Origin of the sequence: Nonomuraea rhizosphaerae (assembly GCF_019396405.1) — a bacterium.
Taxonomy (GTDB): Bacteria; Actinomycetota; Actinomycetes; order Streptosporangiales; family Streptosporangiaceae; genus Nonomuraea; species Nonomuraea rhizosphaerae.
The window spans coordinates 1-2,374 of sequence record NZ_JAHKRL010000217.1; the positions used below are offsets into that span (position 1 = coordinate 1).

Sequence of the window (2,374 nt, forward strand, 5' to 3'; positions counted from 1 at the left end):
AGGCGCGGCGCGAGCGGTGAGGCGCGGCGCGAAGGCCCAGGCCGGGGAGACTCGGCCTGGGCCCTCGTCACAGCCGCCGGGAGGCGGGCGGCTGCTCCTAGGAGATGGGCGGGTAGGCGTTCTGCAGGAGCTGGCGGAACTGAGCCGAGAACCACTGGCCGGACAGCGGCGCGTTGGCCAGCGCCCCCGACGGGTTGTTGCCGTTGAGGCTGTTGCCGCCGTACGTGGGGTCGCACATCCGGTCGAACTTCTTGCCCTCGTCGTTCGGGATGTCCGTGCTGGCCCCGTCGGACTCACCGGGCGGCTTGATCCAGACGTAGGCGTCGAAGCCGCTGGCCGGGGCCGCGGTCGGCCGCGCGCCCATGCCCGCGCCGCTCTGGTTGCACCAGTTGCCGGCGTGGATGCGCCGGTCGACGCGCGACTGGTTGACGAAGTCGTCCAGGACGGTCGACGAACTCGGCCCGCTCGGGCGGGCGCTGCCGCCCCAGCCGTTGCGCGAAGTGTCGATCAGCATGCCGAGCCCCTGCCGGAAGCCCTTGGCGATGAGCGCGTTGCGCAGGCCGGTGGCGAAGCTCGCCTCGTCGACGTACCAGTTCCAGTCCACCCACTTGGACTGGCGGATGGTCTGGCCGTTCACCGTCGTGTTGATGGTGAAGTACGGCTCGGTGGTGGCGGAGGTGTTGGCCGTGTTGACGATGAAGCCGTCCACGCTGTCCACTCCGGCCGTGGTGCCCGCGGCGGTGTTGTAGAAGATGTTGACCGACGGGTTGAAGTTCGAGTCCCAGCCGAGCCAGGCGTGGTGGGCTGCGTCGACGTAGGTGTAGACGTTCGCCATGGCGTGCAGCTTGTTCAGCGCGTACTGGACGCCCTGCACGTACGCGCCGGTGGAGTTGGCCTCGGCGCACTTGGCGAAGCTCAGGTTGGTGACGAGGTTCGGCAGCGAGTCCGGCTCGATGATCGTGACGATCCGGAGGTTGCGGTACGCCGACTCGCCGATGATCGCGGCGATCGCGTCGATGTACTCGGTCTTGTAGCGGTTCAGGCCGTTCTCCGAGATGAGCAGCTCACCGTTGGAGGCCAGGGCCGAGCAGTCGCGGTTGGGCAGGTCGTAGATCACGAACTGGATGGTCAGCGGCGCGGAGCCGTTGGCGGCGTCCTGGCTGACGGCCTCGTCCAGGTGGGCGCGCAGGCCCATGACCGAGGAGGAGCCGGCGATGGCGGCGATGCGGTCCAGCCAGACGGCGGTGGAGGTGTTCGCCACGGCGCTGCCGCCCGGCTCGGCGGCGGCCTTGGCCCGCCAGTTGGGGTTGACGTAGCCGGTGGCGCCCGCGTACGGGTTCTCCACATGGGTGGGCTGCGTGCCGTCGTCGTCGGCCTCGGTCGCGGTGACGGTGACGCTGGTCAGGCCGCTGGAGGCGACGGTGATGGGCCGCGTGCCGTTCGTGGTGTCGCTGTCCTGGGCGGCGGCGAGGGTGACGGTCTGGGCGGTGTTCCAGTTGCTCGTGGTGAAGGTGAGCGAGCCGCCCGAGCTGACGGTGATGTTGGAGTCGCCGCTGCCGGCCGTGGAGGTGACGGTCAGGCTGGCCGACGGCTGGATGGCCGGCTTGACCGTGTAGGTGGCGGTCCCGCCCTCGGGGACGGTCACTGACGTCGGGGTCACGACCAGCGACTGCGTCTGCGTGGTGTCGTCGTCCGACTCGGTGGCGTTCACGGTGGCGGAGGTGACGCCGCTGCCGCCGACGGTGAAGGCGGCGGTGCCGTTGGTGGTGTCGCTGTCCTGGGCGGCGGCGAGGGTGACGGTCTGGGCGGTGTTCCAGTTGGACGGGGTGAAGGTGAGGCTCCCGCCGCTCGAAACGGTCAGGTCCGTGTCACCGCTGGCGCGGGTGGTGGTGACGGTCACGTTGGAGGTGGGGGCCGACGACAGCCTGGCGGTGAAGGTCGCCGTGCCGCCCTCGGTCACCGACACCGAACTCGCGGAGGTGACCACCGAGGGCGTGGTGCCCTGGCCGCCGCCGCAGGTGACGCCGTTGACGGTGAACGACGCCGGGCTCGGGTTGCTGCCGGTCCAGGAGCCGTTGAAGCCGATGTTGGTGGAGGCGCCGGTGCCCAGGTTGCCGTTGTACGACAGGCTCTGCCCGGTGACGCGGGTGCCCGACTGGCTCCAGGTCGCGCCCCAGCCCTGGGGCGTGTACGTCTGGCCGGTCGTCGGGAAGTCGAAGGCCAGCGTCCAGCTGGTGATCGGGTCGCCGGTGTTCTTGAGCGTGATGTTCGCGGTGAAGCCGCCCTGCCCCGGACTCGTCGTCCACGTGTTGGGCGTGTAGGCGACGTCGCAGGCGACCGCGGCCTGCGCGGCCGTGCTCTGGCCGGCGACGAG

The 2,374-nt window shown here is 70.3% G+C and carries 1 protein-coding gene; it reads right to left on the reverse strand.

The features are described 5' to 3' along the window. Nucleotides 1-97 precede the first annotated feature (97 nt). Nucleotides 98-2,374 (reverse strand): glycoside hydrolase family 6 protein (locus tag KME77_RS10535; RefSeq protein ID WP_246609546.1); only part of this gene is annotated, 2,277 nt, incomplete at its 5' end.